We start from the raw sequence: 25,748 nt of genomic DNA on the forward strand, positions 1-25,748 counted from the left end.
AGTGGAAAATACTCGTATCCGCGTTGGTCAGGCAACCTTTAGCGTAGGTGAAGAATACCAGTGGCTGGCACAGTGTGATGATGATGGCGCAGTGGTGACTTTTACCGGCAAGGTACGCAATCACAATTTGGGGGATGACGTCAGTGCCTTGTCGTTGGAGCATTACCCTGGCATGACTGAAAAAGCCCTTGAAGAGATCGTTGCAGAAGCGCGATCCCGTTGGCCATTGCAGCGGGCAACGGTGATCCATCGCATCGGTGATCTCTTCCCTGGTGATGAAATTGTGTTTGTCGGCGTGACCAGCGCCCACCGCAGTATGGCGTTCGAGGCGGCACAATTTATTATGGATTATCTGAAAACCCGAGCTCCCTTCTGGAAGCGTGAGGCGACCGGGCAGGGGGAGCGCTGGGTAGAAGCTCGCGATACGGATAAACAAGCCGCCAAGCGTTGGTAAATACCGCCTCAACAGCGGAAATAAATCAATACCTTTGTCCGTTTCGCGCGGTGTTTTCTGTGGTACGCTTATTATTGGCAGGGGAAGTTCCCCGAAACTTGGCTCACATGTAAAAGGTAACCGTCATGGACCGATATCCACGTAATGGTTCGATCGTTGAACGTGCCAACAGCGGCATTCAGGCTTATATGGCGCAGGTGTATGGCTGGATGACCTGTGGCTTGCTGTTGACCGCATTTGTTTCCTGGTATGCAGCGCATACGCCTGCGATCATCAACTTTATTTTCTCAAGCCAGATCACTTTCTTTGGGCTGATTATTCTACAGCTGGGCCTGGTGTTTGTGATTTCCGGCATGGTTAACCGCCTGAGCGGCACCATGGCCACTGGGCTATTTATGCTCTACTCGGCGCTGACCGGGTTAACGCTATCAAGCATCTTCATTGCCTACACCTATAGCTCGATCGCCAGCACCTTCGTGGTCACTGCGGGTATGTTCGGCGCGATGAGCCTGTACGGCTATACCACCAAACGCGATTTGAGCGGTTTTGGCAGCATGCTGTTTATGGGGCTGATCGGGATTGTGCTGGCTTCGCTGGTGAACATCTGGCTGAAAAGCCCGGCGCTGATGTGGGCGATCACCTATATCGGCGTGCTGGTATTTGTGGGCCTGACGGCGTACGACACCCAGAAACTGAAAGCGATGGGTGAACAGTTGAATGCCGATGATAAAGACAGTTTCCGCAAATACGCCATCGTTGGCGCATTGACGCTGTATCTCGACTTTATCAACCTGTTCCTGATGCTGTTGCGTATCTTCGGCAACCGCCGCTAATACACTAGCTCAGCAATAAATATCTGGCCCCGTTTTAACACGGGGCTTTTTTATAGGATTTTTCTGGTTTCTGGTTGAAAATTATCACCTTGACATCTATAAGGTTTTTTTGTTGAATAGCCGCTCTATAGGGAGGGTAAAAGTCATATATGTCTTTTACTTAGGATGATAATAATATGGATTGTGAAAAGCTATCATGGATAAGACCGAATTAAGTCAAAAATGGAAAGATCGTTTTGCTCTGTTTGACAGTGTGGCTGGAAATATCCACTCACAGCAATACAAAGACGCGATTAAAAATATGAAATTCCTCGCCCGTACTAAATATGTCTTTAATTTTTATGCTTTTTTCTTTGGTATTATTTATTTCTGCATTCTTGGTTTATGGAAGAAGGGGTTGGTGCTGTTCGGTGCGGTTGTAGTGCTTAATGTGATACTGATAATTATTGATGCTGGGACAACAATGAATCTGGAACCAGCGATCCGCGGTATTAATATTGCCTATGCAGGTACTTGTGCCATGATTGCCAACTATGCCTACTATCTCAAAGAAGTCAAGGGGTTGGATGGTTGGAACCCGATAGAAGGTTTTACCAAGAAATCGGCTGAAAAAATTGCGCAATCCTGAATATTGCTAACCAATGAATATTTGAAAGGTTAAGCGAGCAGGGCGATCAGCTAGATATTGCCCTGCATATTTTAAACCTAGCTGGTTTGGAAAGATGCTATTATTACAATAAGATAAAGTGCAAAACTCACTAAAACGATAATCATAGCTAGCAATGCTGACCACTTTAATCTGGATTTAAATAATCCAACCAAAGCAAAGCAAAATACCAGGATATTCATCGTTATATTGATGAAGCAGAGGATACTCACTACTAGATCGATCCACTCCTCCGTTTCGTCAGGCACGAAAGAGGCTACCATGAGTATAATGACCAAGGCTAACAGGTTGAACCAGGCCATCTTCAACCCAAAACGGACCATGCTGTCAAAAGTGTTGTCCTTAACTACCGCCGATTCCGTCAAATCGCCCTCCATAAGCAATTAAATTACAGTACGCATATTCTACGCATTCTGTTTACGGTTTAACATCATTTCCATAGCGTTTCACTTCACCGTTGCACAGAAATATTAAAAGCCGGAGAGTGGTTAACTCCCCGGCCTTAGCTACGTTTCCACCATCATCAATCGATGAACCGGCGGATCAGTTCCAGCAGCGCAACCAGCGCTTTCAGAACGATGAGAACTTTATCGATTAAAGCTTTCACCCGTTTTCTCCATAAATGGAGTGAAAGCCCCCCTACTTGCCCTTACACTGCCTGTTATAGGGGTTGCCCTTCATTGTTAGATGTGGACTGCTTCACTCTGGCTAGAGCACCAGAACCGGCACCACCCGTAACTCCAGCCAGGACTTGAATACTTTCCCTCGCAGACCAGAGTTCCGCAGCAAACAGCGCTAACCTGCTGATTATATCGTCTATGCGGTAGTTTGAAAATCAATCAAATCCTGCGTATACTGATTACGTTAGATGTGGACTGCCTCACTCCGGCTAGAGCCACCAACTCAGTGCCGGAAAGTAAAAAAACCGACCTCACCCGTCGGTTTTTTTACGCCCGAAATTCAGGCAATCTTGCGCCGGAACATGGCGTAGGCCGCGCTGCCGGTAGTGGCAGTGATCACCAGTAACGGCCACAGGCTGTGCCAGATAATGCCGAAACCGGCATCCTTGAGGTAGATCTGCTTGGTGATATCGGTGAAGTGGCGGATAGGGTTGGCCCAGGTGAGATGCTGAAGCCAAACCGGCATATTCTCCACCGGCGAGACATAGCCGGAAAGCAGTATCGCCGGCATCATAAACACAAACACCCCGATAAACGCCTGCTGCTGCGTCGCGCACAGCGAAGAAATCAGCAGCCCGAAGCCCACCAAAGACAGCCCGTAAACCAGCATGGTGCCGTAGAACAGCAGCAACGAACCGGCAAACGGGATCTGATAGGCAAAGATACCGATCAGCAGCACGATCGAAGCCTGGAAGGTGGCAATGATCAGGGCCGGTACCGCTTTGCCAATAAAGATCTGCCAGGTGGTTAAAGGCGAAACCAACAACTGCTCTAAGGTACCTTGCTCACGTTCACGCGCGACGGAAAGCGAGGTAACGATCAACACGCCGATGGTGGTGATCATCGCGATCAGCGAAGGCACCACGAACCATTTGTAATCCAGATTCGGGTTATACCAGTTACGCACCACCAGTTCGCTGTTGTTGGGCTTAGTACGCTGCCCAATCAGCTCATTCTGGTAGTCCTGCACGATCTGTTGCACATAGTTGGCGGCGATCTGCGCGCTGTTGGAGTTACGGCCATCGAGGATCAGCTGCAACGGCGCGGTATTACCGCTGGCGATATCCCGTGAGAAGTTGGCCGGGAAGCGGACCAGCAGCAGCGCCTTCTGATTATCAATGGTGGTTCTAATCTCCTGCGGGCTGCGTAACAACAGCACGTGAGAAAAGGCTTTGGCCTTGGCAAGGCGCTGAGTCAGCTCAATGGAGTGCTGGCCGCTGTCTTCACTGTACACCGCGATAGTGGCATTGGTGACTTCCAGCGTGGCGGCAAACGGGAACAGCACCACCTGCAACAACACCGGCATAATCAGGATCGCGCGGGTCTGCGGATCGCGCAGTAGCGACTGCATTTCTTTAACAATCAACGTCCAGAGACGGTGAAACATGGCTTCCCCTTAATCCAGCCGCCGCTGGGTTTTCCAGGCCGTCAGGCCGATAAACACCACCGCCGAGGCGATCAAAAACAGCAGGTTAATCACCAGCACGGTGCCGATATTGCCCGCCAGGAACAGCGTTTGCAGCGTACTGACAAAGTAGCGCGCCGGAATGATATAGGTCACCGCACGTACCACGGCGGGCATGCTGTCGATCTGGAAGATAAATCCAGACAGCATAATTGAAGGTAAAAAGGCGGCGTTCAGGGCTACCATTGCCGCGTTAAACTGGTTGCGGGTGATAGTCGAGATTAACAGCCCCATGCCGAGCGTGCTGGCCAGGAACAGGCTACTGATCACGAACAGCAGCAGCAGGGAGCCACGGTAGGGCACGCCGAGTACAAATACTGAAACCACCATGCACAGCACCATGGCGATCATGCCCAGGAAATAGTACGGCACCAGTTTGGACAGCAGCAGCTCGCTGCGCGTGACCTGGGTAGAAAGCAGCGCCTCCATGGTGCCACGCTCCCATTCGCGGGCGATCACCAACGAGGTCAGAATGGCACCGATCACCGTCATGATAATGGTAATGGCCCCCGGAATAATAAAGTGCTGGCTGATGGCCGCCGGGTTAAACCAGTAGCGCACCTGGACTTCAATCAGCGGCTTGTCATCACGCCCGAGATCGGTGGCACGCTGCTGCTGCCAGATTTGCCAGATCCCTTGGGTATAGCCTTGCACAAAGTTGGCGGTATTGGGCTCGCTGCCGTCAGTAATCACCTGCAACGGAGCGCGGTCGTTAGGCCTTGCCAAATGCTCGGCAAAATCGCTGGGGATCACCACCAGGCCGCGGATGCTGCCAGCCTGCATCATCTGGATCAACTGCTGGCGGTTATCGCTGACGGTCGGTTCAATATAGGGTGAGCCGATAAAGGCATTGGCCAGATCGCGGGCCTCTTCGCTTTGCTGTTCCATCAAGATCCCCAGCCGCAGCTTGCTGGAATCCAGGTTGATGCCGTAGCCAAAGATAAACAGCAGCATCAGCGGAATGACGAAGGCAATCAGTCCACTGCTGGGATCGCGCAATATCTGCCGGGTTTCTTTCAGGCACAGTGCCCGCAGCCGCCGCCAGGAAAAGCCGTTGTCGTTGCTCATGCTGTCTCCTCCCGATCGTAGCCCTGCACCAGTTCGATAAACGCCTCTTCCATCGAAGGGTTGGGGTTTTGCTCGTTGGCTATCTGCTGCTTGAGATCGTCCGGCGTACCGGCTGCGATGATTTTGCCGCGATACACCAGGCCGATACGATCGCAGTATTCCGCTTCATCCATAAAGTGGGTGGTGACCATCACCGTCACACCTTTATCCACCATGCCGTTGATGTGCAACCAGAACTCGCGCCGGGTCAGGGGATCGACGCCCGAGGTGGGCTCATCAAGAAACAGAATATCTGGCTCATGCATCAGCGCGCAGGCCAGCGCCAGCCGCTGTTTGAAGCCGAGCGGTAGCGAGTCCGGCGTTTGGTTGAGGATCGGGGCGAAGTTGAAGGCGCGAGACATCTCGTCAATTTTATCGCGCTGGCTCTTGCCGCTCAGCCCATAAACGCCGGAGAAAAACTTCAGGTTCTGGGCCACCGTCAGGTTGCCATACAGCGAAAATTTCTGCGCCATATAGCCCAGATGCTGGCGCGCTTTGCCGGAGCTGGTTTTTAGATCCATACCGAGCACCAGCGCTTTGCCATCGCTAGGCACCAGCAGGCCACACATCATCTTGAAGGTGGTGGATTTACCCGCGCCGTTGGGGCCAAGCAGGCCAAAAATCTCGCCGCGTTGCACCTTGAAATCTACATGATCGGTAGCCGCAAAATCGCCGAATTTTTTGGTCAACCCTTGCGCCTCAATCACCGTTTCCGAGCTGTCGCCCGTTACCGTGGGCATGATCTCGGCCAGGGCGGATTTGCTGTTCGGGCCGCCGCCTAGCAGATCGATAAACGCATCCTCAAAACGCGGATCGGCCTCGGTTAATTCGGCCTGTGGCAGATCCAGATCCCGCAATACTTGCTGATGATCTTCACCCGGCTTGAGGATCAGCCGCAGATATTTCCCCTGGATCACACCGTCGCTAACCGCAGGCAGACAGATCGCCCGTTGCAACAGCGCCCGGTGGCTACCGGCTGGGGTATCGATCAGGATGGTGCGGCCAGCCATACGTTGGGTAAGATCCTGTGGCGCACCGCTGAACAGCAACTCGCCTTCGTTCATCAGCAGCACTTCGCGGCACTGCTCGGCTTCGTCGAGATAGGAGGTACTCCACAGGATCAGCATGCCGTCGTTGGCCAGCTCATGCACCATTCGCCACAGTTCACGACGTGAAATGGGATCGACACCGACGCCGGGCTCATCCAGCAGCAACACCTGAGGTTGGCCAAGCAGCGTACAGGCCAGCCCGAGCTTTTGCTTCATCCCGCCGGAAAGCTTGCCCGCCAGCCGTTCGGTAAAGCGGGTCAGATCGGTAAACGTCAGCAACCGCTCAAAGGTTTGCTTGCGCAGATCGCCGGTGACTCCGCGCAGATCGGCATACAGCGTGAGATTTTCCATCACCGTCAGATCTTCATACAGCCCGAACTTTTGCGGCATATAACCGAGAATGGCGTGCAACTGGCGATCCTGTGCGATCGGATCCAACCCGGCGACGGTCAGCTTGCCGCTGCTGGGTAGCAGCAATCCTGCCAACATGCGCAGCAGGGTAGTTTTGCCCGCGCCATCGGGGCCAACCAGCCCGGTCACCGCGCCACTGCGCAACGTGGTCGTCAGGCTGGCCACCGCCGGTTTATCGAGTGATGGAAAGCGTTTTTCCAACGCAACCAGTTCAATCGTATGTGCCTGTGCCATCACGGTTCCTTACGGTTGTGTGAAATGGACGGTAACCGGCATCCCCTGACGCAAGGCATCATCGGCATCGTTGACGATGATCCGCAGGCGGTAGACCAGATCGGTACGCAGATCCGGCGTTTCTACGCTTTTGGGGGTGAACTCCGCGGTGGGGGAAACAAAGCCGATCTTGCCGTGATAAGGCTTGCCAGGGCGGCTGTCGGTCTCGATCAAGACTTCGGTACCTGGCGTAGCGCTACCCAGGCTGGCTTCATTGATGTAGGCACGAACCCATACCGGCCGCGTCAACGATAGGGTAAACACTGTGCTGCCAGCGCTGAGCATGGTGCCTGGCTCCACGGCTCGTGTCATTACCGTACCAACGGACGGAGAGAGCAGGGTGGTGTCATGCAGATCCAACTGGGCCTGCGCCAGTGCCGCCTCGGCCAGTGCCAGATTGGCGTTGGCTTCTTCGATTTCCTGCGGGCGGTTACCGGTCAGGTATTGCGACAGTTTGTCTTTCGACGCCTGCAAATTTGCCTGCGCCTGATTACGCGCGGTGCGGGCATCTTCCAGGGCATCGGCTGAAGTAGCCTTTTTCGCCCATAATCCCTGCTGACGTTGGAAGAAGCTGTCGGCATAGCTAAAGGCCGACTGCCGTTGGGCTACTTCGGATCGCACCTGGGCAATCTCCTCGTTGCGGTAGCCTGCCTGCAATAAATCCAGCTTGGCTTTGGCGCTGGCAACGTTGGCCTGTGCCTGTAGCAACGCGTTCTGGTAAGGGGCATCGTCCAGTTTGCCCAGCAGCTGTCCCTGTTGCACGCTGTCCCCTTCGTCTACCGCCAGTGAGGCCAACCGGCCATTAACGCGGAAACCCAGGTTGACCGTGCGGATATCCACATTGCCATACAGCGTCAAAGGCTTGTCCTGCTGGCGTTGGTAAGACCAGAAACCATAGGCCGCAGCGGCGATCAGCACGATCGCTACACCCACAATGGCAACTCTTTTCTTGTTCATACTATTCCTTACTCGCAAGACGGAAAGTTAGACGGCGTAACGCTGGCGTAGCCCGTTAACCAGAATGTCGATATGTTCGGCCAGCACCTCGCTAATCTGCTTGGCTTCTTCTGCCGCGATCTGATGCCAGCCTGCCTGACGTAGCAGGGTTTCCCGGCCAACGCGGAATGCCAGCACCTCACCGATCAGCGCATGGGTATGCAAGATGATTTTGGTGGAGCGCGCATCGATGCCGGTATAGCCCGCCAACAGGCGACACAGTAAGTGATGCAGCGGGGCTATTACCTGCTGGTGGATCAGCGGGTAGGCATCGGTTGGTGAAAGCTGTTCGCGAGACATAATCTTGCTCAGGTTGAGCGTATGGGGCTCGGTCATCAGTTGGCTGAAGGCCAGCAACCCGCTTTTGAGATGGTACAGGTAGTGTTCCGGCTGGCGTTGCTCTGCCGGCAGTTGATAGAAACGTTCGATTTCTTCGCTCAGTGGGCGGAAGCTTTGCTGGATAAAGTCGGCAATCCACTGGGCTACCGCCAGATATAACCCCTCTTTCGAGTTGAAGTAATAGGTGATGGCGGCAATGTTTTGCCCAGCACGCTGGGCGATTTGCCGCGTGGTGGCACCCGAAAGGCCATATTCGCCGAACACTTCAATCGCGGCGGTGAGTAGCTGTTGGCGCGCTTGCTCACCCCGTTTGAGAGGGCTTAGCGGCGGGTTTTCTGCAGAGGACATGGGTTTACCCGAAAAGTTAATCAATCATATGATTAACTTTAGGCCGGGCGGGTTAAAATGTAAACCACAGGCCAGAACATTTTGCTTTTCCGTGAGCTTGCTCGGCGAAAAGTGCTGTTAACACGTAAAATTGCCTTTTCTTGTTCGATTTCTGCTACACTCTCGCGCTTGGTGCACTGCAGTTTGTGCCAATCCCTCGAGGTCATGCCGAGGATGTGCCGCAAAAAAGTGCGAGTACCTCCTTATGCCCCGTCTGATAATCCTCCCGGAAACTGCACCGAACATTTGTTTAGGTTAGGGGGGATCTGGAGTTTTTCTCTACTATGTCATTTGAAACCCTCGGCTTAAGTGCTGAAATTCTGCGCGCTGTTGAAGAACAGGGCTATCGCGAACCTACGCCAATTCAACGCCAGGCAATCCCGGTGGTATTGGCAGGCCGTGACCTGATGGCCAGCGCCCAGACCGGCACCGGTAAAACAGCTGGTTTTACCTTGCCGCTATTACAGCTGCTGAGCAAACACGATCACCCAATCAAAGGCCGCCGCCCGGTGCGCGCGTTGATCCTGACGCCAACCCGTGAACTGGCTGCACAAATCGGTGAAAACGTTGAGGCTTACAGCAAACACCTGCGCCTGCGTTCGCTGGTGGTGTTTGGTGGTGTGAGCATCAACCCGCAGATGATGAAGCTGCGCGGCGGCGTCGATATCCTGGTGGCAACGCCAGGTCGCCTGCTGGATCTGGAACATCAGAACGCGGTTGATCTGTCCAAAATTGAAATTCTGGTGCTGGACGAAGCCGACCGCATGCTGGATATGGGCTTTATCCATGATATCCGCCGCGTGCTGTCCAAGCTGCCTGCCAAGCGTCAGAACCTGCTGTTCTCCGCGACCTTCTCCGATGAGATCAAAGGGCTGGCCAGTAAACTGCTGACCAACCCGGCCTCGGTAGAAGTGGCTCGCCGCAACACCGCATCTGAGCAAATTGAGCAGAGCGTTCACTTTGTTGATAAGAAGCGCAAGCGTGAACTGCTTTCCCAGATGATCGGCGAAGGTGACTGGAAGCAGGTGCTGGTATTTAACCGTACCAAGCACGGTGCCAACCATTTGGCTGAACAGCTGAATAAAGATGGCATCACCGCTGCGGCTATCCACGGCAACAAAAGCCAGGGCGCACGTACCCGCGCACTCGCCGACTTTAAAGACGGCAAAATCCGCGTGCTGGTAGCAACAGACATCGCTGCACGTGGCCTGGATATCGATCAGTTGCCACACGTAGTGAACTACGAACTGCCAAACGTACCGGAAGATTACGTCCACCGCATTGGCCGTACCGGCCGTGCCGAACGTACCGGTGAGGCGATCTCGTTGGTCTGTGTGGATGAGCACAAACTGCTGCGTGATATTGAGCGCCTGCTCAAGCGTGAAATTCCACGCATTGCCCTGCCAGGCTATGAGCCGGACCCAAGCATCAAAGCTGAACCGATCATCAATGGCCGTCAGGCTGGTGGTGGCCGTGGTGCTCCACGTGGCAACGGCGGCGGCGCTCCGCGTACCGGTAACGGTGGCGGCCAGCGTAGTGGCAATGGCGGCGGTCAGCGTGAAAATCGCGGCGGCGGCAGTGCTCGCCCGCAGGGTGACGGCAAACCACGTTCAGGTGCTCCATCGCGCCGTCCGCGTAGCCATAAACCGTCTGAGTAATCTTCTATACCCTATGGATTTCAAGCCGCAGCTAGGCGACAAGCTTGCCCATCCCCAGGAGTTTACTATTGTAAATGACTGGGGTGGGCAAGTGCAGGTAACAACACTGCGGCTTGAAAGACGACGGGTAATTAGTTGATCTATACTGAACCGCCAATTATTGGCGGTTTTTTTTCGCCTGTCTTCCAGGAGTTACCGATGAAATTGAAGTGTGCAATTCTTGATGATTACCAAAGTGTAGCGCTGAAGATGACGGATTGGTCCGTCCTTGGCGAGCAGGTTGAGGTTTTCTCCCTGCGTGATCATATTGACGATGAAGACCAGTTGGTGAGCCGCATCAAAGACTGCGAGATCGTGGTGATAATGCGAGAGCGCACGCAGTTCACCGCCACATTGCTTGCCCGTTTGCCAAAACTGCAATTGCTGATCACCTCAGGCATGCGCAACGCTTCGATCGATCTGCCAGCGGCAGCTCGGCATGGTGTTACCGTTTGCGGCACCGCCAGCGGCTCTGAAGCGCCGATGGAACTGACCTGGGCGCTCATCCTCGGTTTGGCCAAGCATCTGGTGGCTGAAAGCAGCGGATTGCGTACCAACGGGCCTTGGCAGCAACATGTTGGTATCACCTTGCATGGCAAAACGTTAGGCCTACTGGGGCTGGGCAAGATCGGCGGCCAGATGGCGAAGGTAGCACAGGCGTTTGGCATGAACGTCGTGGCCTGGAGCCAAAATCTGACGGCTGAAAGAGCACAGGAATTCTGCGTGCAACTTGCCGAGTCAAAACAGGCGTTACTGGCAGCGAGTGACTTTGTTTCGGTGCATCTGGTGTTAAGCGATCGCAGCCGTGGGCTGATCGACTGCCAGGCGCTGGCGCAGATGAAAAACAGCGCTTTCCTGATCAACACCTCGCGCGCAGCGATTGTCGATCAGCAAGCCCTGGTTGAAGCGCTGCAAACCGGGCAGATCGCCGGTGCCGGGCTGGACGTGTTTGAAGTTGAGCCACTACCAGCCGATCACCCATTGCGCCGCTTGCCCAACGTGCTGGCTACGCCGCATGTGGGCTATGTGGCGGATGATAACTACCGCACCTATTTCCGGGAAGCGATTGCCGATATCCAGGCGTTTATTGCCGGCGAGCCGCTGCGCAAGCTAGGCTAATTTTATCGGCGGGAGACTTGTTGGTACCGCCTTTCGCCCGTATCATTGCGCCCTCTTTGATTACAGGGGTAGGCATGCGCGTATTATTGGCTCCAATGGAGGGGGTACTCGACTCTCTGGTGCGGGAATTGCTCACCGAGGTGAACGATTACGATCTCTGCATCACCGAATTCCTGCGGGTGATCGATCAGCGGCTGCCGGCCAAATCCTTCTACCGGCTATGCCCGGAACTGCACCATGCCAGCAGAACGCCATCCGGCACCCAGGTGCGGGTGCAACTGCTGGGCCAGTATCCCGAATGGTTGGCGGAAAACGCTGCTCAGGCGGTTGAACTGGGTTCCTACGGTGTCGATCTGAACTGCGGTTGCCCGTCCAAACATGTCAACGGCAGCGGCGGCGGGGCCACCTTGCTCAAAGATCCCGAGCTGATTTATCAGGGGGCCAAAGCGATGCGCGCCGCGGTGCCTGAGCATCTGCCGGTGACGGTTAAAGTACGCTTGGGTTGGGATTCAGATTCCCGCAGCTTTGAAATTGCCGATGCGGTGCAGCAAGCGGGGGCGACCGAAATCACTATTCATGGCCGTACCAAAGAGGACGGTTATAAAGCCGATCGCATCAACTGGCAGGCGATCGGTGAGATCCGCCAGCGTTTGACCATCCCGGTGATTGCCAACGGGGAAATCTGGGACTATCAAAGTGCGCAGGCCTGTATGCAGGCCACCGGCTGCGACGCAGTAATGCTGGGGCGTGGGGCGTTGAACATCCCCAACCTGAGCCGGGTGGTGAAATATAACGAACCGCGTATGCCTTGGCCGCAGGTGGTGCAGCTATTGCAAAAGTACGTGCATCTGGAAAAGCAGGGCGATACCGGTTTATATCACGTCGCCCGCATCAAACAGTGGCTCAGCTACCTGCGCAAAGAGTATCAGGAAGCCACGGAGCTGTTTACCGAGATCCGCACGTTAAACAACTCCAAGGATATTGCGCGGGTGATATGCCGCTAACTCCTTAGTTCAATGGCGAAATAGTGCCGCAGCGCCTCCAACCGTTCTTCCTCCGAATGCAGCGTAGACTCCTTACGGTGATGGTCTTGGGTCACGATCAGCTTTAACTCGCTGAGGGTGATGCGCCCATCCTCTGTGGGGCGCGAGCACACCAGCTTTTGGGTAAAGTGCGACAGTGGCGAAGTGCTGTGATAGTGGCACATGTCGTTAAATTCTTCCGGCTGGCGTGGTTGCAGGGTAAAGCGGTAAAGCGTCTTGGCGTGGGAGGTCCGATCGCCGTTGCGGCGCTCCAGATGATACCACTCGCCGTTTTGCTCAAGATGAAAGGTACCGCTGGCCTGCGGTTGTTGTTCGGTGGTGGTGATTTTCAGCGGGGCGAGGAAAGAATCGCCAAACCCTACATCGACCAGATACGGCTGATCCAGGGTCACCACCAGCGCCATATGGTCAAATGGCGGGCCAAAAGAGCCGTCTCTGGCATGGATTTCCCCGGATATAAACGCTACCTGAAAGCCGAGCTGCTGCAACAGCAGGGCGAATATCCGGTTCAATTCATAGCAAAACCCCCCGCGATTATGCTCGACGATTTTGCTGAACAGCCCGGCCTCGCTAAGATCGATCCCCTGATGATAGATAATGCTCAAATTCTCGAAGGGCACCGCCAGCATATGGCAGCGATGCAACTGTTGCAGAGTTTGCAGGTCGGCCTGTGGTGTGCCTGTGAAGCCGATGTGTTGCAGGTAGCGTGGTATGTCCACCGGAATTCTCGCTATACGGGAAATTTTGCATAAATTAGCGGGAATTGTGGCAGTCGGGGAAGCAATATGTGCGGTGTTAACAGTTGGCGGGGTGACCAGCCGCAGTTAATAGCAGATTTACCCAGCGGCGTGTAGCAGCCCCCACAAATTCCTGATTTGTCCAACAGAGGCGGAATTCATAGGCTGAAGGGAGCTGCCATTGTCCGACGAAAATCTCAACCAGCTTACCAGTGCGTAAAGCATCCTGCGCTACCGCCAAGCTGCCAAGTACCACGCCGTTACCATCTATTGCCTCTTGCAGGGCGTGACCCACGCTGTTGAAAGTCAGTAGCGAGCCGGGCTTACCTCTGAGCTTGCAGGCGGTGAACCAATCTTGCCAGGCAGCCACGCCCAAGCCTTGTGCATCTTTCCAGGGGGAGTGGATCAGGCGCAATCCCAGTAAATCTTCTGGGGATTTAATTGCTGGGCAACAGCGCAAGAAGTCCGGGCTGGCCAAGGGCGAAAAAGTATCGGTCAGAAGACGCCGTGAATGGTGCAATGGACTGTGAATCGGGCTGTAACGGATGGCGATATCTGCTTCACCGGCCTCAAGATCGCGCACGCTCTCATTGGCATCGATCACCAATGCGGTTGCGGGATCTTGTTGGTGTAATGCTGGTAAGCGTGGGGCCAACCAGTGGCTGGCTATACCCAGAGTGCAGGTTAGCTTGAGTGTACTCTGTTCCTCTGGGCGCATGCGCTCACAGGATTTCCTCAGTAGCATAAAGGCCCGGATAACCTCCGCAGACAGTTGTTTGCCGCTATCATTCAAGGCCACCGCATTACCTTTACGATGAAATAATGTCACGCCCAGTTCGCTTTCCAATAGCCGTATTTGACGGCTGACGGCACCGAGGGTCACATTCAATTCATCGGCGGCTTCGGTAAAACTGCTACAGCGTGCTGCCACCTCGAAAGTGTGCAGGGCCTTTAATGAAGGCAAACGTTGTTGAGCGTTCAGCTTGAGTTTCATTCAACCATATTGCCAATCTATCGATGTTACACAAGCACTTTTTCTCTTAACCTGCGTCATGCATTCGGTGGAGAGAAAATGATGGATGTTTTAATGGGGCTGATGGCTGCAATATCTTGGGGAGGAACCGATTTATTGGTGGGTATTAATGCCCGGGCGGTTGGCGTCAGGCGTGCCGTTTTTTTCTCACAGGCCGTCGGATTGGTTGTTTTAACCTTGTTGCTGCTGAGCATACCGTTGCGTGTCTCTGACGTCCCGATAACTATTTGGGGGTTGGCGCTACTTGCCGCGGGATTGATCGTGGTTGGGGCGCTGGCCTTATCCCATGCGTTTGCGTTGGGCAAAACGGCACTGGTAGCACCATTAGTCACCAGCTATGGTGCAGTGACAGCATTGTTGTCCTGGATCAGCGGCGAGCGGTTAGGGGCATTCACCGTCCTGGGGCTGGCAATCTGCATGTTGGGCGTAATCTTGACCGCAATGAACGTGAATCGGCAGACAGAAACATCTGCGATGCGACTCCCGCTGTTGTTCGCCCTGTTGGCCTCACTGTGTTACGGCTGCAGTTTCTGGTTACAGGGGCGCTATACCTTGCCGGTGCTAGGGCCAAATCTCAGTTTGTGGATGGGTTATGCTGTTGGTCTGACGGCCCTGTTGATATTCGGCGATCGTAAAAAACTACTAGCATGTCCCAATCTGCGGCAGAGCGGATTATTACTGGCCGCCAGCCTGTTAAACTTGGCTGGTTTCACGGCTTTTGCCGTGGGAAGTGGCCATGGTTCGCTCTCGGTTGTGACGGTATTAAGTACGCTTTCTGGCGGTGTTGCCGCTCTGTTAGGGGCATCATTACTGGGTGAAAGGTTGTCTGGCGTGCAATGGCTAGGCGTGATGACGGTACTTGTAGGGGCGCTGCTGCTGCAGGTAAATTTACCCGCCGTGTAGCTACCAATTAACCCATAAGGTAAACGCTAATCGATTTCACTCCGTTTAAAATTAGCGATTTAGCCAATAAACGTATGTTGTTAAAAACAGTATTGACATAGTTTGAAAAAGTCGTAAATTAGTATCCAGCAGCAGGAAATTGATAGTTAGCTGCTTAGCTAAATAACAGATTGAAAGGTTATCTTTAATAAGTTGTTTAGTGATATGCGATAAAGGCCACGAAGTTCTGTTGTATGGGGAAGTCGTCGTTGAGTAGCCGGTTCGGACTCAAACGACAATGCTTTAAGGCCACGTAGTCAGTACCGACGATCGCAGGGTGTGTACCATAACGCGATGATGTAAGGCTCTGTTTCTCAAGTGTTAATGTTGCAACTTGTTAATTTTATCCTGTAAGTTTGTTGCAATGAAAGTAAAGCCATGCGTCAAAAGTTTATATCGCGAAGGGGGAATGTACCAGTTTAGCTTGCTTTATCTCGGCTAATTATTGTGAGGTAGGTAAGTCGAATTTGTAAATCAGCCAGTATAGGGGAGGATGTAGTTAGCTTTTCAATACCCAATATTATCTGTGATAAACAAGTACATTTTAAGCAGTATCGAAAGTAGTACCCAGTTAGTAAGTTGATTAATGTTGAATTTTAAAAATGCAGTAACCTAAAAGCCCTGGCAAATATTGTCAGGGCTTTTTTGTATATCCTTTTGCCAGGCTGTGACCTGGGTGGTGACGCTCCAGCACCTTTTGGCGGATAGCCACTGCCAGAAACTGTCATGCCCAAGCCTTATCCTGAATGCCTCACTAGAGTTATCGGGAGGCGTTATGCAAGATTTTACGGGTAAAGTGGCGTTGGTGACCGGTGCTTCCACCGGTATTGGTGAAGCTATTGCTCAAGAGTTGGTCGATCGCGGAGCGAAGGTAGCGATCACCGCCAGAAATCGCGCAAGACTGGTAGCAACGGCACAACGTATGGATCCGACAGGCAAATCGGTATTTCCGTTGGTGATGGATGCTCGCGATCCTGAATCGGTGCGCAGTGCGGTAGCGCAAACGCTGGCCCTTGGCGGGCAATTGCATCTGCTGGTCAACAATGCCGGTATTACCGGGCCGCATGATGTGCCGCTGAATGAATATTCCATTGATGATTGGCACGCGGTGATTGAAACCGATCTCAGTGGCACCTTCTATGGGATGAAGTACGGGTTGCCCGCTATTGTGGCAGCAGGCGGTGGCGCGGTAGTGAACCTCTCTTCCGCCAATGGCATAGTCGGCATTGCCGGTATTGCGCCTTATACCGCGGCCAAGCACGGCATTATCGGTTTGACGAGGGCCGCCGCTCTGGAGTTTGCCGATCGGGGGATACGCATCAATGCCGTCGGGCCTGGTTATGTCGATACGCCTTCGATGGCCAGATTACCAGCCTTGGTGCGGGAGAAAATGGCTGCCTCCCATCCGATGGGGCGTATGGCTACGCGTGAAGAGGTAGCGAAAACGGTGGTTTTTTTGCTTTCTACAGACAGCAGTTTTACCACCGGGGCCTTTTACAGCATTGATGGGGGTTATACGGCACAGTAAACCGCTGGTGGGCGCGGCATGCTGCGCCCTCTGGCCAAGGTGTAAGCGAGCTTGCGTCTTTGCAAGAAATCGTCAGCAGAGCTCATTCTGACTTGCTATGGGTGAACTATAATTTTCATCAAGTTAGGTTGGTAATTAATTGATGAGTGATCTTGCTGCCGATGACTAAACCTCTGTTCTCCCGTTTTATGGCTCTGTGGCTGCTGGCCATTGCCACACCGATCGTTGCTGCACCGCTGCCTGCGGTGACCGTGGTGCTGATTGAACAAAGCCAACCCGAACGCGCATTGCACTATCTTGGCCGCATTGAGGCGATACAAACCGTGGAGGTGAAGACCCGTACCGAAGGGTTTATCGCCAAACGGCCGTTTACCGAAGGGCAGATGGTCAAGGCAGGGGATTTACTGTACGAGATTGAGCCCGCATTACACCATTCTGCCGTAGCGCAGGCTCAGGCTCAGTTGGATAGCGCCACGGCCACAGCCAACCTGGCTCAGGTAAACCTGACGCGCTTGCAGCAGTTAGGCAATAACCGCGCGGTTAGCAGAGCGGATATCGATGCCGCGGCAGCCGAGCGTGATACCAGCAGGGCGGCGGTCGCCCAGGCGCGGGCACTGCTTAATACGCAGCAGTTACAACTCAGCTATACCCGTATTTATGCGCCGATTGCCGGGCGCATCGGCCACAGCCGTTTTCATGTGGGCAGCCTGGTCAACGCGGCGAGTGGCACACTGGTCAACATTATTCAGCTCGATCCGATCCGCGTGGCGATCTCCATCAATGAACGCGACTATATTACCGCCGCCTATCAGCGTCAGCATGGGGAGGGCAAGCTTGCCGAAGGGCAGTTTTCTGCCCGTCTTGAACTGGCCAACGGCAAATCCTACCCGGAGCCGGGCACTTTTGAATCAATAGATAACCAGATCGATGCCCACACTGGCACCGTCACGTTGCGCACCCGTTTTGCCAATCCTAATCATCTGCTGCTGCCCGGGGGCGTGGTGAACGTGATCCTGACCGCCGAGCAACCACAAACGGTTACGCTGGTGCCAATTGCTGCGCTACAGCAAAACCAGCAGGGCCACTTTGTGTTGGTGGTCACGCCTGAGAATATTGTGGAAGTCCGAGCGGTGACGCTGGGTGAACAACATCAACAATATTATCAGGTGAATGCCGGGCTCAGTGCTGGCGAAAGGGTGATTATCTCCGGGGTTCAGCACGTCAGGCCCGGAATGCAGGTGAACGCCATTCTCTCCAGCGCCAACGCGCAACCATAAGGGGACGTTGATGCTGCATTTCTTTATCCGGCGGCCAAAATTCGCCATCGTGATTGCGCTGGTGATCACCCTGGTGGGGATCGTTTCTCTCAAGGTGATCCCGGTGGAACAGTACCCCGATATCACGCCACCGGTGGTTTCCGTCAGCGCGCTCTATCCTGGAGCCAGCGCCCGTGACGTAGCTCAGGCGGTGGCATCGCCCATCGAAGCTCAGGTCAACGGCGTCAGCAACATGCTGTACATGGAATCGACCAGCGCCAACAACGGCGGTTATCAACTGAGCATTACCTTTGCCAGCGGCACCGATCCGGATATGGCAGCCGTGGAGGTGCAAAACCGTATTTCACAGGTTAGCGCGCAGCTACCGGCAGAGGTGAATAACAACGGGGTTTCGGTGCGCAAGCGGGCCTCGAATCTGCTGTTGGGCGTTAGCGTGTTCTCTCCCAAGGGCAGCCGCGACACGCTGTTTCTGAGCAATTACACCAGTATCCAACTGCGCGATGCCTTGGCCCGCATCAGCGGTGTGGGGGATGTGCAGGTATTTGGTGCTCGTGATTACAGCATGCGCGTCTGGCTCGATCCGCAGCGTATGGAGTCGCTCAATATCAGCGTGCAGGACATCGTGCAAGCGTTGCAGCAGCAGAACGTGCAGGCCGCAGCAGGCCAGATCGGTTCCGCGCCTTCGCCTTCGCGGCAGCAGCAAACCTTGACCATCAGCGGGCAGGGGCGTTTAACCGATCCGCAGGAGTTCGCCAGGGTGATTATCCGCAGCGGTGCCAATGGGGGCACCGTGCGGGTGGGCGACGTGGCGCGGGTCGAATTGGGAGCGCAAAACTATCAGGTCAATGCTTCGATGAACCAACAGGAATCGGCATTTTTGGTGGTTTACCCCACGCCGGGAGCCAATGCGCTGAATGTTGCTAACGCGGTACGCCAGGAGATGGCGCGCTTGTCGCAATCCTTCCCCAGCGATATGAGCTATGACATCAAATATGACTCCACCCGCCCGGTAACCGCAACGCTGCACGAGATTGCCATTTCGTTGGCGTTAACCCTGGCGGTGGTGTTGTTGGTGGTTTATCTGTTCTTACAGAGCCTGCGGGCCACCTTTATCGTGGCGCTGACCATTCCGGTTTCGCTGCTTGGCACCTTTGCCGTGCTGTATGTTTTCGGCTATTCCGCCAACACCCTCAGCCTGTTCGCCATTATCCTGGCGCTCACTATTGTGGTGGACGATGCCATCGTGGTGGTGGAAAACGTGGAGCGTCTGCTGGCCCAAGATCCCGCTCTTAGCCCGGCAGAGGCGACCCGCAAGGCGATTAGCCAGATTGCCGGGCCTATCGTCGCTACGACGTTAGTGCTGATGGCGGTGTTTGTGCCGATTGCGGTGCTGCCGGGTATTACCGGTGAGCTGTATCGTCAGTTTGCCGTGACCCTGTCGGCGGCGGTGATCCTGTCGAGCATCAACGCGCTGACGCTATCCCCAGCGCTTTGTGCCACATTGATCCGGCGGCGTGAGCTGGCGAAAACCGGTTTTTTTGGTGGTTTCAACCGTGGGATGGACCGAATGCGCAACGGTTATGTTCGCTTGACCGCATTGGCCAGCAAGCGGGCACTAACCACGGTGATAGCACTCATTGTCGTTGGCTTGGCCACTTGGTATGGCTATAGCCGTCTGCCAACCTCTTTCCTGCCGGAGGAGGATCAGGGCTTCTTCTTCGTCAACGTACAACTGCCGGATGGGGCTTCCCTTGAACGTACCCAGGCGGTGATGGATCAGATGCATCAGCAGGTGATACAAAACCCGGCGGTGGAAGATGTGATCAAAATTACCGGCTTCAGCCTGCTAAGCGGGGGCAATTTACCCAATGCGGGCTTTGCCATCGTGATGCTCAAACCCTGGGGCCAACGCGAACATGTTGACCGGGTGTTGGCCGATCTTCAGGGCAGACTGGCGGCGATACCTTCGGCGATGATCATGGTGGTCAATCCACCGGCAATCGCTGGGTTAGGAAACGCCGCCGGCTTTGATTTACGCCTGCTGGCGCTGGAGGGGCAAACGCCGCAGCAGATGGCTCAGGTGGCCCAGGGGATTATTTTTGCGGCCAACCAGCGGCCAGAGCTGAGCCGGGTATTTACCACCTTCAGTGCCGTGGTGCCGGATATCGACCTGACGGTCGATCGTGAACGGGCTGCGTTGTTGCAGGTGCCGGTCAGCCGGATCTTCAATACGCTGCAAGTTTCGCTTGGCGGCCTGAACGTGGGGGATTTTTCGGTCAATAACCGTATGTTCCGGGTGCAGTTGCAAAACGATATGGATTACCGGCAACGCACCGAACAAATTAATCGCCTGAATGTGCGCAGCGATACCGGCGCTTTGGTGAGCCTGGCCAATCTGGTGCGGCTCACGCCTTCTATCGGCGCGCCTTTTATCAGCCAGTTCAACCAGTTTCCGTCGGTATCGGTGAACGGATCTGCGGCCGAGGGGGTTAGCTCTGGGCAAGCGATGAACACCATGGAGTCTTTATTGGCCGAGCAGTTGCCAAAGGGGTACGGCTACAGTTGGAGCGGCCTGTCCTGGCAGGAACAACAAACCGGTGACCAAGCCCTGCTGATCTATCTGGCGGCGCTGGTGTTCGCTTATCTGTTCCTGGTGGCTCAGTATGAAAGCTGGAGTATCCCGCTAGTGGTGATGCTGTCGGTGATATTCGCGGTGGCGGGGGCAGTCGCCGGGTTACGCATGATGGGGTTCGCCAACGACGTTTACGCCCAAATCGGACTGGTCTTGCTGATCGGTCTGGCGGCCAAGAATGCCATCCTGATCGTTGAATTCTCCAAGGCGCGGCGTGAAGAGGGGGCCAGCATTCGCGAAGCCGCGCAGGACGGTGCCCGGCAACGTTTCCGGGCGGTGATGATGACGGCTATTTCGTTTATTCTCGGAGTGATGCCGTTGGTGTTTGCTACCGGAGCCGGGGCGATGAGCCGCCAAATTATCGGCATTACCGTGTTTGGCGGGATGTTACTGGCAACGCTGGTCGGGATCTTCTTTATTCCTGCGTTGTACCTGCATATTCAACGGCTACGCGAATGGATGAAATCCCGCTTTGCCTAAATAACGTGTCGTCGCCAGGTTTACCCAGCGAAAGTGCTGGGTAAACCCGATACGGATTAACTTATTGGCCGTTGTGTTGCTCGTGAGCCTGTTGTTCAAGCTTCACCTGTGCAGCACGCTTGCGCAGGCCAAACCAGCCAAGTAGCAGTAACACGGCCAGCACTGGGATGGTGGCAATAGTCCAGGTACCGTTCGGGTAATCAAAGGCCATCATGATCACCACCGCGAACAGGAACAACAGCGTCAGCCACGAGGTGACCGGTGCTCCTGGCATTTTAAACGCCACCGGTTTGGCTTTCCCCGCCTTGATCGCCTTACGCAGTTGCATCTGGCAAACGATAATAAACGCCCAAGAACAGATGATGCCCAGCGAAGCGATATTCAGCACGATCTCGAACACCTGCGATGGCACCAGATAATTCAGCACCACGCCAATCACATAGATGCCGCAGGTCACCAGAATACCGGCGTAAGGTACCTGCTGGCTGCTCATTTTAGCCATCAGCTTTGGTGCTGATCCCCCCATGGAGAGTGAGCGCAGGATACGGCCTGTTGAGTACAGGCCAGAGTTCAGGCTGGAAAGGGCGGCGGTCAGCACCACGATATTCATGATGGTACCGATGTAGGGTACGCCAAGCTTGGAAAAGAAGGTGACAAACGGGCTTTGCCCAGCCTGATAGGCGTTCCAGGGTAACAGCAGAACCAGCAGTACCACCGAGCCGACATAGAACAAACCGATACGCCAGATCACGCTGTTGATCGCTTTTGGCATCATTTTTTCCGGATCTTTACACTCGCCAGCGGCGGTGCCTATCAGTTCGATACCGGCAAAGGCGAAAATCACCCCTTGTACCAATACCAAAGCAGGCAACAGACCATGTGGGAACATGCCGCCGTTATCGGTGATCAGGTGGATGCCGGTTGTATTACCCGCTACCGGTGTGCCGACGCCAAGGAAGATGACACCCACGACCAGGAACAGAGAGATTGCGGCGACCTTGATCAACGCAAACCAGAACTCCATTTCTGCGAACCATTTCACGCCGATCATATTCATGGTAGCCACAATTCCAAGCGCCCCCAGGGCAAACAGCCACTGGGGAACCTCGGCGAAGGTACCCCAATAATGCATATACAGCGCTACGGCGGTGATATCGACAATGCCGGTCATCGCCCAATTAAGAAAGTACATCCAGCCTGCAACGTAGGAGGCCTTTTCACCGAGAAATTCGCGTGCATAGGAAACGAAACTGCCGCTGGATGGGCGGTGTAATACCAGCTCGCCCAAGGCGCGTAGGATGAAAAAAGAAAACACGCCACATACCAGATACACCAGCGCCAGTGCCGGACCCGCCATCTGAAGACGTGCACCGGTGCCAAGGAATAGGCCCGTGCCGATAGAGCCGCCAATGGCGATCATCTGTATCTGCCGTTTACCCATGCTTTTGTGGTAACCGGACTCGTGCGAGTCCAACCAACGCTTTCTCGCCGCCTGCTTGTCATGTGCAGTCGTTTTGTCTGAGTGCATTATTTGTCCTGTTCCTGTCTGTTTGCATCATGGGAATGAGGTCATGGCAACATTCCGCAGTTTTGGTTGATACCAACGCCGTTAAATAACGGCGAGGCATGCTACCCGTTCTAAGGAATTGAGGCAAAAAAACTGCGGTTCAGAGGAAGAGGGTGTCACTCAGGCCGATTCGGCGGCAGGCAGGGCAGAGGTCGGCAGCCCGAATATTTTGTCGAAGGCCCAGTTAAACACAAAGGTATAGCAGGGAATAATCACGATCAGCGCCATATCCAACAGCAAGGCCTGCAGCAGGGAAATCTCCATCCACCAGGCGATCAGTGGGATCAGGTAAACCACCAGCGTCAGTTGGAAGCCCACCGCGTGCAGAATGCGGCGCTTCAGCGTGCGGGTGCGTGATGCCTGGCGGCTTTCCCAGAATTCGTACAAGTAGTTGTAAATCAGGTTCCAAGTGACGGCGATGGTGGTGATGATCACCGCCAACGGCCCGGTGCTGCTCGGGGCGGAGCCGGAGAGTAGTGCCAACCCAAGGGCCGAAATGACCATACCGATAACTTCATAAGCGGTCACATAGACCAGTTTGCGTTTCACGCCTTGCATGCTTTTCTCCTGCTTTATTTTCGTGCCTGATGACGTCCGGCAACCCGATGCGTAAGATAACGTCAATGCTATTGATAGAAAAAGTCAGGAGCTGTCAGTTTTACTGACAGGTGAGGCGATGAATTTTTCCAGTGACAATATCGAACTGTTTTTGGCCGTGTTGGATCGCGGCTCATTCTCGGCGGCAGCCAGGGCGTTGCGGCGGGTGCCTTCGGCGGTCAGCATGGGGATCGCCAATATGGAGGCGGAGCTGGGTTTTCAGCTGTTTGACCGCTCGCACCGTGAACCGGTGCCCACCGCGCTGGCATTGGCACTGGCTCCCCACGCGCGCTTGATTGCCGAGCAGCTCAAGCAGCTGCAGAACCACGCCATTGAGCTTTCTCAAGGGCTGGAAAGCAGGCTGTCGATCGGTGTGGCATCTGATATCAACAGCAGCGGTCTATTGGCGGCGGTGAAAGCGTTGGCGGAACGCTACCCGCTGTTGGATATCGAGGTGCTGACAGCCCCACAAGATGATGTTTTGCATATGCTGCATCAACAGCGGGTCAGCCTGTGCCTGGCATTCGGCGGGCTGGACGTTAACAGCCAGGAACATTTTCACTATGTGGGTAGCGAGTCGTTGGTGGCAACCATTGCGGCGCAACATTCAGCCCTGGGCGCTGGTGGTGCCGAGTTGTTTCTGGAGGAACTGGTCAACGTGCGGCAGATCATGGTAGCCAGCCGGGATTTGCCTATGGCCGATAAACGCCCACAGGTAGCGGAATCTTTCTGGCGTACTGACAGTTTGCCGATGGCGTTAAGCATGGTGGAAGCCGGGCTGGGGTGGGGCAACTTTCCGCTGTCGTTAACTGCGCCGTTGCTGGAACAGGGCCGGTTGATCCGCCTGAAATTTAAAAATACCAAAAACGAACTGCGTCTGCCGGTGCACCTGATTTGGCTGAAGCACCAGCCGCAACAGAAGGCGGCCAGGGAGTTGGTGGCGTTGATGACGCAGGGTAATGCTTGACCGGGGGGAACGTGGCGCAGTTTTAACCCCGTATCCTTACGTTTCTATTGCTTTTATTTTGGCCAGCACGTTAATTTGAATGATGGAGTCAGGCAAGGGGAAAGGGCATGATCAACGAAACGCTATTATCGGTACTCAGCATTACCGGAGCTATTACGCTTGGGGCGATGAGCCCAGGGCAAAGCTTTATTCTGGTAGCGCGAACGGCGGTGGCTTCGTCACGGCGCGATGGGATGGCGGTAGCATTGGGGATGGGGATCGGCTGTTTTATCTTCGCACTAATCGCCTTGTTAGGCCTGCAATCGCTGCTGCTGGCGCTGCCTTGGCTGTATACCACGCTGAAAATGCTGGGGGGTGCCTATCTGATCTATCTGGCGTTCAAAATGCTGCGCGGAGCCAATCAGCCGTTGATGATCGAAGCGGTTGGCGGCCAGCAGCTAGGCTTTCGCCGGGCGTTCACCACCGGGCTGCTAACCCAGTTGGGCAACCCGAACACCGCTATCGTATTCGGCAGCGTGTTTGCGGCGTTGCTCAGCCATAAGATCCCCATGGTGCTGTATATCGTGCTGCCGCTGATTGCTCTGGTCGTCGATCTGCTGTGGTATGCCTTTGTGGCGTTTGTGCTGTCATCACCGCGCCCGCGCCGCGTCTACCTGCGTTTCAAAGCCTGGTTCGATCGCCTGGGCGGCAGCGTGCTGGCCTTACTGGGCCTGAAGCTGATGCTCAACAAATAGTCTTATTGTGCGTGACGCCGCCGCCACCAGTAGCGAAGCAGCAGAATAGCGGCGATCACCACCACGCAGAACAGCAGGCTATACAGCTTTTTGTCACTACCGCTGACAAAACTGCTGATGGCCTGACCACCAAAATAGCCGAGCAGTACAAATAGCGTGGCCCACAGGATAGCCCCCAGAATATTCAGCGGGATAAAGCGCGAGGGGGGCAGCTTACTGGCACCGATCAGCACCGGGCCGATAAGCCGGAACCCGTACATAAAACGCACGCCAATCACAAATAAAATCGGGTGGCTGGCAATCAGCTTTTGAGCGCGTTCAATGCGGGCTTGTTGGCTCTCGATACGGGCAAGCACCCGCCCACCAAAATGGCGCCCGGCAAAATAGAGCACCTGATCGCCCAAGGCGCCGCCAATGGCAACCACCGCAATCACTAGCGGCAGGCGCAGCAATCCGTTGTGTGCCGCAATTCCTCCCAGCAGGGTGATGGTTTCCCCTTCGAGCAGGCAGCCAATCAGCAGCGCCCAGTAGCCATATTGGGTAATGTAGTGGGCCAAATCCGTCATTGTTGTTCCTTTATTGCGATGAAATAGGATTATAACACCCTGTTCCCGCAGCGGGAGGTGAATTGAAACGGCCCGATGTTAATAATAGATTCTTGTATTCGCATAGTGTTTAATCCGCTATTAATAAACTCGTCTGCCAATGATATGGAGATATTATGCTCAAGGTTG

At 54.5% G+C, this 25,748-nt stretch carries 23 protein-coding genes; 12 read left to right on the top strand and 11 right to left on the bottom strand.

The features are described from left to right. Position 1: 1 nt before the first annotated feature. The 3 genes from moaE to D9980_RS02025 all read left to right on the top strand — a co-directional run bounded on the left by moaE (position 2) and on the right by D9980_RS02025 (position 1,915). On the top strand, positions 2 to 454 hold the full coding sequence (gene moaE / locus D9980_RS02015) for a molybdopterin synthase catalytic subunit MoaE (RefSeq protein WP_024483107.1): 453 nt from the start codon (positions 2 to 4) through the stop codon (positions 452 to 454). Positions 455 to 579: 125 nt separating this feature from the next. Beyond that, a complete protein-coding gene (locus D9980_RS02020; RefSeq protein ID WP_021180400.1) occupies positions 580 to 1,287 on the top strand; it encodes a Bax inhibitor-1/YccA family protein in 708 nt (235 codons plus the stop codon). Positions 1,288 to 1,483: 196 nt separating this feature from the next. Further along, on the top strand, positions 1,484 to 1,915 hold the full coding sequence (locus D9980_RS02025; protein WP_121606235.1) for a DUF2628 domain-containing protein: 432 nt from the start codon (positions 1,484 to 1,486) through the stop codon (positions 1,913 to 1,915). A 562-nt stretch (positions 1,916 to 2,477) separates the two neighbouring features. Here the strand turns inward: D9980_RS02025 and dinQ are convergent. From dinQ to cecR, 6 genes are all read right to left on the bottom strand, one after another. Then, complete coding sequence (dinQ, locus tag D9980_RS27215; RefSeq protein ID WP_363136641.1) at positions 2,478 to 2,561, bottom strand: damage-inducible type I toxin DinQ; 84 nt, start codon at positions 2,559 to 2,561, stop codon at positions 2,478 to 2,480. A gap of 353 nt (positions 2,562 to 2,914) precedes the next feature. Continuing rightward, positions 2,915 to 4,021, bottom strand: coding sequence for an ABC transporter permease (locus D9980_RS02035; protein ID WP_024483106.1), 1,107 nt, complete (start codon positions 4,019 to 4,021; stop codon positions 2,915 to 2,917). Positions 4,022 to 4,030: 9 nt separating this feature from the next. Next, the gene (locus tag D9980_RS02040; RefSeq protein WP_024483105.1) at positions 4,031 to 5,167 is read right to left on the bottom strand and encodes an ABC transporter permease; all 1,137 of its coding nucleotides are present in this window, start codon (positions 5,165 to 5,167) and stop codon (positions 4,031 to 4,033) included. Then, the gene (locus tag D9980_RS02045) at positions 5,164 to 6,900 is read right to left on the bottom strand and encodes an ATP-binding cassette domain-containing protein (RefSeq protein ID WP_037411375.1); all 1,737 of its coding nucleotides are present in this window, start codon (positions 6,898 to 6,900) and stop codon (positions 5,164 to 5,166) included. The genes D9980_RS02040 and D9980_RS02045 overlap by 4 nt, the downstream gene beginning before the upstream one ends. Positions 6,901 to 6,909: 9 nt before the next feature. Continuing rightward, on the bottom strand, positions 6,910 to 7,896 hold the full coding sequence (hlyD, locus tag D9980_RS02050) for a secretion protein HlyD (protein WP_024483103.1): 987 nt from the start codon (positions 7,894 to 7,896) through the stop codon (positions 6,910 to 6,912). A 27-nt stretch (positions 7,897 to 7,923) separates the two neighbouring features. Next, positions 7,924 to 8,622, bottom strand: coding sequence for a transcriptional regulator CecR (cecR, locus tag D9980_RS02055; protein ID WP_024483102.1), 699 nt, complete (start codon positions 8,620 to 8,622; stop codon positions 7,924 to 7,926). Positions 8,623 to 8,945: 323 nt separating this feature from the next. On the opposite strand from cecR, the gene rhlE reads away from it, so the two are divergent. The 3 genes from rhlE (at position 8,946) to dusC (ending at position 12,481) form a co-directional block, all read left to right on the top strand. Beyond that, positions 8,946 to 10,319, top strand: a complete 1,374-nt coding sequence (gene rhlE, locus D9980_RS02060) for an ATP-dependent RNA helicase RhlE (protein ID WP_021180406.1) — start codon at positions 8,946 to 8,948, stop codon at positions 10,317 to 10,319. A 198-nt stretch (positions 10,320 to 10,517) separates the two neighbouring features. Next, the gene (locus D9980_RS02065; protein ID WP_121606237.1) at positions 10,518 to 11,477 is read left to right on the top strand and encodes a D-2-hydroxyacid dehydrogenase family protein; all 960 of its coding nucleotides are present in this window, start codon (positions 10,518 to 10,520) and stop codon (positions 11,475 to 11,477) included. Positions 11,478 to 11,551: 74 nt separating this feature from the next. Then, positions 11,552 to 12,481, top strand: a complete 930-nt coding sequence (gene dusC / locus D9980_RS02070; RefSeq protein ID WP_121606238.1) for a tRNA dihydrouridine(16) synthase DusC — start codon at positions 11,552 to 11,554, stop codon at positions 12,479 to 12,481. Here the strand turns inward: dusC and D9980_RS02075 are convergent. After that, on the bottom strand, positions 12,478 to 13,239 hold the full coding sequence (locus tag D9980_RS02075) for an arylamine N-acetyltransferase (protein ID WP_121606239.1): 762 nt from the start codon (positions 13,237 to 13,239) through the stop codon (positions 12,478 to 12,480). The genes dusC and D9980_RS02075 overlap by 4 nt on opposite strands. A gap of 76 nt (positions 13,240 to 13,315) precedes the next feature. Then, the gene (locus D9980_RS02080; protein WP_121606240.1) at positions 13,316 to 14,251 is read right to left on the bottom strand and encodes a LysR substrate-binding domain-containing protein; all 936 of its coding nucleotides are present in this window, start codon (positions 14,249 to 14,251) and stop codon (positions 13,316 to 13,318) included. A gap of 78 nt (positions 14,252 to 14,329) precedes the next feature. Between D9980_RS02080 and D9980_RS02085 the strand changes: the two genes are divergently transcribed. The 4 genes from D9980_RS02085 (at position 14,330) to D9980_RS02100 (ending at position 21,149) form a co-directional block, all read left to right on the top strand. After that, positions 14,330 to 15,193, top strand: a complete 864-nt coding sequence (locus D9980_RS02085) for a DMT family transporter (protein WP_237733930.1) — start codon at positions 14,330 to 14,332, stop codon at positions 15,191 to 15,193. Positions 15,194 to 16,007: 814 nt separating this feature from the next. After that, the gene (locus D9980_RS02090) at positions 16,008 to 16,760 is read left to right on the top strand and encodes an SDR family NAD(P)-dependent oxidoreductase (RefSeq protein ID WP_024486926.1); all 753 of its coding nucleotides are present in this window, start codon (positions 16,008 to 16,010) and stop codon (positions 16,758 to 16,760) included. 161 nt (positions 16,761 to 16,921) lie between these two features. Further along, a complete protein-coding gene (locus tag D9980_RS02095; protein ID WP_121608928.1) occupies positions 16,922 to 18,037 on the top strand; it encodes an efflux RND transporter periplasmic adaptor subunit in 1,116 nt (371 codons plus the stop codon). A gap of 10 nt (positions 18,038 to 18,047) precedes the next feature. Further along, on the top strand, positions 18,048 to 21,149 hold the full coding sequence (locus tag D9980_RS02100; RefSeq protein ID WP_121606242.1) for an efflux RND transporter permease subunit: 3,102 nt from the start codon (positions 18,048 to 18,050) through the stop codon (positions 21,147 to 21,149). 61 nt (positions 21,150 to 21,210) lie between these two features. On the opposite strand, the gene ansP is transcribed toward D9980_RS02100, so the two are convergent. Together ansP and D9980_RS02110 are read right to left on the bottom strand one after the other, a co-directional pair. After that, complete coding sequence (ansP, locus tag D9980_RS02105; RefSeq protein ID WP_121606243.1) at positions 21,211 to 22,677, bottom strand: L-asparagine permease; 1,467 nt, start codon at positions 22,675 to 22,677, stop codon at positions 21,211 to 21,213. Between the two features lie 159 nt (positions 22,678 to 22,836). Then, entirely contained in the window at positions 22,837 to 23,274 is a 438-nt protein-coding gene (locus D9980_RS02110; protein ID WP_024486924.1) for a PACE efflux transporter, read from the bottom strand. A 118-nt stretch (positions 23,275 to 23,392) separates the two neighbouring features. Between D9980_RS02110 and D9980_RS02115 the strand changes: the two genes are divergently transcribed. Both D9980_RS02115 and D9980_RS02120 read left to right on the top strand, forming a co-directional pair. Further along, complete coding sequence (locus tag D9980_RS02115) at positions 23,393 to 24,280, top strand: LysR family transcriptional regulator (RefSeq protein WP_121606244.1); 888 nt, start codon at positions 23,393 to 23,395, stop codon at positions 24,278 to 24,280. Between the two features lie 107 nt (positions 24,281 to 24,387). Next, positions 24,388 to 25,014 (top strand): LysE family translocator, encoded by a 627-nt coding sequence (locus tag D9980_RS02120; RefSeq protein ID WP_121606245.1) that lies wholly within the window; start codon positions 24,388 to 24,390, stop codon positions 25,012 to 25,014. 2 nt (positions 25,015 to 25,016) lie between these two features. Here the strand turns inward: D9980_RS02120 and D9980_RS02125 are convergent, their stop codons facing one another. Continuing rightward, positions 25,017 to 25,580, bottom strand: coding sequence for a DedA family protein (locus D9980_RS02125; RefSeq protein WP_021805212.1), 564 nt, complete (start codon positions 25,578 to 25,580; stop codon positions 25,017 to 25,019). Positions 25,581 to 25,748: the final 168 nt, after the last annotated feature.

The sequence above is a fragment of the Serratia sp. 3ACOL1 genome (genome assembly GCF_003668775.1).
GTDB classification, from domain to species: Bacteria; Pseudomonadota; Gammaproteobacteria; order Enterobacterales; family Enterobacteriaceae; genus Chania; species Chania fonticola.